Origin of the sequence: Mesorhizobium sp. M1A.F.Ca.IN.020.03.2.1 (assembly GCF_004023205.1) — a bacterium.
In the GTDB taxonomy this organism is placed as follows: Bacteria; Pseudomonadota; Alphaproteobacteria; order Rhizobiales; family Rhizobiaceae; genus Mesorhizobium.
In genome coordinates this window covers 1-6045 of sequence record NZ_RZSV01000289.1, presented here as the reverse complement: position 1 = coordinate 6045, position 6045 = coordinate 1, and the positions used below count along the sequence as shown (strand labels likewise).

The window sequence follows — 6045 nt, the reverse complement described above, 5'->3', positions numbered from 1 at the left end:
CACGTCGCGCGGCTTAACCGGCGCGTCGGTCTTGGGATCGGCGCGCGGCAGGTCGGCCGGCTGCCCGCCTTCCGCCCAGGTCTTGACGCGGCCCGCCCATTCGTCGAGCCCTTTCGGCGTGTAGCAATCGGGATTGTCGTCGCTGCCGGTTTGCAGGCGGGCATAGACAAAATCGCCGGTGACGTCGGCGATCGCCGGATATTTGGCGTGGTCGGCATAGACGATGGCGGCATTGTATTTGCGCGCCAGAGCCGGAAATTCCGGCACGATGAAGGTGTCATGCCGCACTTCGAGCGCATGGCGCAGCGGCACGCCGTCCTGTTTCTCGGGCAGCAGCTTCAGGAAGGCCTCGAGATCGTCGGCATCGAATTTCTTCGTCGGCGCGAACTGCCACAGGATCGGTCCCAGCTTGTCGCCGAGCGCGACAATGCCCGAGCCGAGGAAGCGCATTATCGATTCCCCGGCCTCGCCAAGCACGCGGCGGTTGGTGACGAAGCGGTTGCCCTTGAGCGAAAAGACGAAGCCCTCCGGCGTGTCGTTCGCCCACTTGACGAAGGTCGGCTCCTTGAAGCTGGAATAATAGGTGCCGTTGACCTCGATGCTCGGCACCTGGCGGCTGGCAAAGTGCAACTGCTTGGCCTTGGCGAGCTTGTCCGGATAGAAGGAGGTGTCCCAGGGCTCGAAGGTCCAGCCGCCCATGCCGGAGCGGATCTTTCCTTGGATCATCGTCTTCCTCCTCCGAGTTTTGAGTACGGCTCAGGCTGCTTTGTCGACCGGCTTGGCCATGTCGACCAATATCCATCCTGGCCGGTATGGGTTGGCGCGGCGACCCGTCTCCCGATAGCCGTAAGCCGAATAGAGCGCGATGTTCCGCTCCATGCGCGAATTGGTGTAGAGCCGCACCTCCGGCACGCTCCATGACCGCGCCTGCTCGTCGGCGAAGTCGAGCAGCCTGATGCCGAGCTTCCTGCCCTGGAAGGCCGGCGAAACGGCAACGCTGAAGATCATGGCATGATGGTCGTGCCGCTCGAGGACAAGCAGCCCGGCCAGATCGGAACCATCCTCCAGCAGCCAGACCTCGCCGCGCGCAATGCGGGGTGCATAGTCCTCGGTCACCGGGATCGGCGGCGCGCCGAACAGGGCGGTATAGGGGGCGTAGGCGTCCGTGGTTATCGCGACGACAGCTTGGAGATCACCTGCAAGCGCTTGCCTGATCTTCATTTGAGACTGTTCCAAACGCTTGCCGACCCACTTGCTCACTCGGCCGCTTCGCGCTTGCCCCCGGGGCGCCGCTCCAGAAGCTCCTTCAGGAACTGGCCGGTGTAGCTGCGCTTTTCGCGCACGATCGCTTCCGGCGTGCCGGAGGCTACCAGCTCGCCACCGCCGTCGCCGCCCTCGGGGCCGAGGTCGAGCACCCAGTCGGCGGTCTTGATGACTTCGAGGTTGTGCTCGATCACCACCACCGTGTTGCCCTGGTCGACCAGCTCATGCAGCACTTCCAGAAGCTTGGCGACGTCGTGGAAATGCAGGCCGGTGGTCGGCTCATCCAGGATGTAGAGCGTCTTACCGGTCGCCTTGCGCGACAGTTCCTTGGCCAGCTTGATGCGCTGCGCCTCGCCGCCGGAGAGCGTCGTCGCCTGCTGGCCGATGTGGATGTAGCCGAGCCCGACCTGCTTCAGCGTCTCCAGCTTGTCGCGCACGCCGGGCACCGCCGAGAAGAACTCGACGCCTTCCTCGACCGTCATGTCGAGCACGTCGGCGATCGACTTGCCCTTGAACAGCACGTCCAGCGTCTCGCGGTTGTAGCGCTTGCCATGGCAGACGTCGCAGGTGACGTAGACGTCGGGCAGGAAGTGCATCTCGATCTTGATGACGCCGTCGCCCTGGCACGCCTCGCAGCGGCCGCCCTTGACGTTGAAGGAGAAACGGCCCGGCTGATAGCCGCGCGCCTTAGCCTCCGGCAGACCGGCGAACCAATCGCGGATCGGCGTGAAGGCGCCGGTATAAGTGGCGGGGTTGGAGCGCGGCGTGCGGCCAATCGGCGACTGGTCGATATCGATGACCTTGTCGAGGAACTCCAGGCCCTCGATGCGATCATGCTCGGCCGGATGCTCGCGCGAGCCCATGATGCGGCGTGAGGCCGCCTTGAACAGCGTCTCGGTCAGGAAGGTCGACTTGCCGCCGCCGGAGACGCCGGTGACGCAGGTGAAAGTGCCGAGCGGGATCTCCGCCGTGACGTTTTTCAGATTGTTGCCGCGCGCGCCGACGACCTTGATACGCCGGTTCTTTTTCGCCTCGCGGCGCACCGCCGGCGTCGCGACCTCGAGCTCGCCCGACAAATACTTGCCGGTGATCGAGGCGGGCGTCGCCATGATCTGCTGCGGCGTGCCTTGCGCGATGATCTCACCGCCATGGATGCCGGCGGCCGGGCCGATATCGACGACATAGTCGGCATGCAGGATGGCGTCCTCGTCATGCTCGACGACGATCACCGTGTTGCCGATGTCGCGCAGGTGCTTCAGCGTATCGAGCAGGCGGGCATTGTCGCGCTGGTGCAGACCGATAGACGGCTCGTCCAGGACGTAGAGCACGCCCGTCAAGCCTGAGCCGATCTGCGAGGCCAAACGAATGCGCTGGCTCTCGCCGCCCGACAGCGTGCCGGAATTGCGCGACAACGTCAGATAGTCGAGGCCGACATCGTTCAAGAAACGCAGGCGCTCGCGGATTTCCTTCAGCACCCGGACGGCGATCTCATTCTGCTTTTCGTTGAGCTGCGCCGGCAGATCGGTGAACCACCGGTCGGCCTTGCGGATCGACAGCTCCGTGACCTCGCCGATGTGCCTGCCGGCGATCTTGACTGAGAGCGCTTCCGGCTTCAGCCGGTAGCCGTTGCAGGCGGGGCAGGGGGTGGCCGACATGAAGCGCTCGATCTCCTCGCGCATCCAGGCCGATTCCGTTTCTTTCCAGCGCCGGTCGAGGTTGGGGATGACGCCCTCGAAGGTCTTGGTCGTTTTGTAGGACCGCAGGCCGTCGTCATACTGGAAGGTGATCTCGCGCTCGCCCGTGCCGTGCAGCACGGCCTGCTGCGCCTCGGCGCTCAGATCCTTGAACTTGTCGCCGAGCTTGAAGCCATAGGCCTTGCCCAAGGCCTCAAGCGTCTGCGCGTAATAGGGCGAGGTCGATTTCGCCCACGGGCTGATGGCGCCGTCGCGCAGCGAGACATTCTCGTCCGGCACAATGAGGTTGGCGTCGATGGCGCGCTGGCTGCCGAGGCCGTCGCAGGTCGGGCAGGCGCCGAACGGATTGTTGAAGGAGAACAGCCTGGGCTCGATCTCGGGAATGGTGAAGCCGGACACCGGGCAGGCGAATTTTTCCGAGAACATGATGCGCTCATGCGTCTCGTTCTTCGACTTGTTGACCGAGTCCTCGCCCGTCCGGCTGGCGTCGAGCGGCTTGTCGGCGAACTCGGCCACCGCAAGCCCGTCGGCGAGCTTCAGCGCCGTCTCCATCGAATCCGCAAGCCGCGTCGCCAGATCGCCGCGAACTACGATGCGGTCGACGACCACGTCGATGTCGTGCTTGTATTTCTTGTCCAGCGCCGGCACGTCGGCGATCTCGTAGAAGACGCCGTCGACCTTGACGCGCTGGAACCCCTTCTTCTGCAGCTCCAGAAGTTCCTTGCGGTATTCGCCCTTGCGGCCGCGCACGATCGGCGCCAGCAGGTAGAGACGCGTGCCCTCGTCCAGCGCCAGCACGCGGTCAACCATCTGGCTGACCGTCTGGCTTTCGATCGGCAGGCCGGTGGCCGGCGAATAGGGAATGCCGACGCGGGCGAAGAGCAGGCGCATATAGTCGTAGATTTCGGTGACGGTGCCGACTGTCGAGCGCGGGTTGCGCGACGTCGTCTTCTGCTCGATCGAGATGGCGGGAGACAAGCCGTCGATCTGGTCGACGTCCGGCTTCTGCATCATTTCCAGGAACTGGCGGGCATAGGCCGAAAGGCTTTCGACATAGCGACGCTGACCCTCGGCATAGATGGTGTCGAAGGCAAGCGACGACTTGCCGGATCCCGACAGGCCGGTCATGACGATCAGGCTGTCGCGCGGCAGGTCGAGATCGACGTTCTTGAGATTGTGTTCGCGCGCGCCGCGAATGGAAAGATATTTTTGGTCGGCCATCGCCGGTCGCCGCCTCAGGTCTGGAATTTGCTGGATTGGCGGGTTTGTCCCGGCCATCCCCTATGTAGGTAATCTCGTCGCCGCGTCGAGAGACGCCACAATCTCGACCAAAGCGTTTAACCGCCTTTCGCGCGAGCGGGCAAGCGGAAAGAACAAAGGCCGAACACCCTCCTGACAAAGCGCTGTGGAAACAGCGGCTGCAAAAACCGTCGCGACCGATCAGTCGAAGGCATTCGACTTACCTGGACGTAACCTCCGATCGATCACATTTTTCTGTAACCGGCTCTTCAACGGTTGACGTCTCGGACCCATGGGGGCAGTCTCAAAGGCGTCAACGAAGCCGGCCGTCTGTCGATGGCCTCGTCACCCAGAGGTGGCCTGCGAGACGCCGCAGGCTTCAGCGATTTGCGCTTCGGACGACATTGCCACAACGGACCAGGAGCGGAGCATGACGCCACCGGACAGTCCCTTGAGGCTCCACGAAGCGATGGAGCCGCGGCGGGCATAGTGCCAGGGTAGGCGTGAGCGCCTCCCGAAAAACGTGACCTGCCGATTCCTACAATCAGAGACCATAGTCGGATCGTCGGCTGAAAGCCGCGTTGCATCCGAAACAGAACGCCGGCAGTCCACTCCCGGCTAAAATTGGGTTTCAGATCCATGAAAGCCCCGTCCACCTGCGGAAGCAGTGGCGGGGCTTGCATTTTGCGAGCCGGAGGTCCGTCGCCGGCGTCCGCAATGCGGGGTAAGCTTCAGTGGTTGGGAGGCCTGATGGCGCCCGTTGCCATGTCGATGGTTATGCTGCCCGAAATCCTGACATCGGTGTCGCCGATCTTGAACGTGCCGTTGCTGCCGGCTGGCAGTGCGTCGTCAGGCTCGGGCTGCGGCGCGGGCTTGGCGATACGGTAGTCGCTGCTCACGCCGGGCAGTTTTTGTGTCGAATTGTCGTCGGCAAAAGCGGCGGTGCCGACCGCAAGCACGCCGGCGACTGCGACAACGGCAAAACCCAGATTCGTCAAGGAACGCGCTCGGATCATGCGCGAACTATAGAGGCGCGCCGAAGGCGAGGCCAGATGCGCCGCAATCAATTTGCCGCGCGGTCAGGCCGCCTTCTTGCGCGTGTCGTAGACATGGTCGACGAGCCCCCAGGCCTTAGCTTCCTCGGCGGTCATGAAATAGTCGCGGTCGAGCGTGCGCTCGACCTCGTCGTAGGTCCGGTCGCAATGCTTGGCGTACAGCTCCGTCATGTGGCGCTTGGTGCGCAGGATGTCCTCGGCGTGGCGCTGGATGTCGGAGGCCTGGCCCTGGAAGCCGCCGAGCGGCTGATGCAGCACGATCCTGGTGTTGGGCAGCGCGATGCGCCGACCGGGCGAGCCTGCCATCAACAGGAATGAGCCCATCGAGGCGGCAAAGCCCATGCACACCGTCGACACCGGGCAGGAGATGTACTGCATGGTGTCGTAGATGGCGAAGCCGCTGGTCACCACGCCGCCCGGCGAGTTGATGTAGATCGATATCTCCTTGTCGGGATGATCCGATTCCAGCGACAGGAGCTGCGCGCAGACCAGCGCCGACACGCCGTCATTGATCTCGCCGTTGATGAAGACGATGCGTTCGCGGAGCAGCCGCGAGAAAATGTCGAAGGCGCGCTCGCCGCGGCTCGACTGCTCGATTACCATCGGCACGAGATTGGCAAAGGCGCTCATCGCAGATCTCCTCGTTCTTTGGTCAAGCCGCGCGCAGCGCCATGCTTGGCGCGTTGGCGGCAGCTGGGCTTTTGCGCGCGTCGAGCGAAATCCGGCAGCGGGCGCCGGAAACGGCGACGACAGGTTGCGCGACCGTCGCGAAACCATCATGGACGATGCTGAGA

Annotated in this window: 5 protein-coding genes; all 5 read right to left on the bottom strand. The window is 63.7% G+C overall.

The genetic code is table 11. From position 1 onward, the window contains the following. A partial coding sequence (locus EOA79_RS28555; protein ID WP_164893979.1) for a DUF72 domain-containing protein occupies positions 1-726 on the bottom strand: 726 nt, incomplete at its 3' end. 30 nt (positions 727-756) lie between these two features. Then, entirely contained in the window at positions 757-1221 is a 465-nt protein-coding gene (locus tag EOA79_RS28550; protein WP_095825316.1) for a GNAT family N-acetyltransferase, read from the bottom strand. 35 nt (positions 1222-1256) lie between these two features. Continuing rightward, complete coding sequence (gene uvrA / locus EOA79_RS28545) at positions 1257-4178, bottom strand: excinuclease ABC subunit UvrA (RefSeq protein WP_128293506.1); 2922 nt, start codon at positions 4176-4178, stop codon at positions 1257-1259. A gap of 749 nt (positions 4179-4927) precedes the next feature. Beyond that, positions 4928-5194, bottom strand: a complete 267-nt coding sequence (locus tag EOA79_RS28540) for a hypothetical protein (RefSeq protein WP_095825348.1) — start codon at positions 5192-5194, stop codon at positions 4928-4930. 81 nt (positions 5195-5275) lie between these two features. After that, positions 5276-5881 (bottom strand): ATP-dependent Clp protease proteolytic subunit, encoded by a 606-nt coding sequence (locus tag EOA79_RS28535; protein ID WP_067319749.1) that lies wholly within the window; start codon positions 5879-5881, stop codon positions 5276-5278. Positions 5882-6045 lie beyond the last annotated feature (164 nt).

What these genes read in the sequence shown, in the direction of transcription:
- EOA79_RS28550 (WP_095825316.1), bottom strand. Translation starts at nt 1,221, where the DNA reads ATGAAGATCAGGCAAGCGCTTGCAGGTGATCTCCAAGCTGTCGTCGCG.
- uvrA (WP_128293506.1), bottom strand. Translation starts at nt 4,178, where the DNA reads ATGGCCGACCAAAAATATCTTTCCATTCGCGGCGCGCGCGAACACAAT.
- EOA79_RS28535 (WP_067319749.1), bottom strand. Translation starts at nt 5,881, where the DNA reads ATGAGCGCCTTTGCCAATCTCGTGCCGATGGTAATCGAGCAGTCGAGC.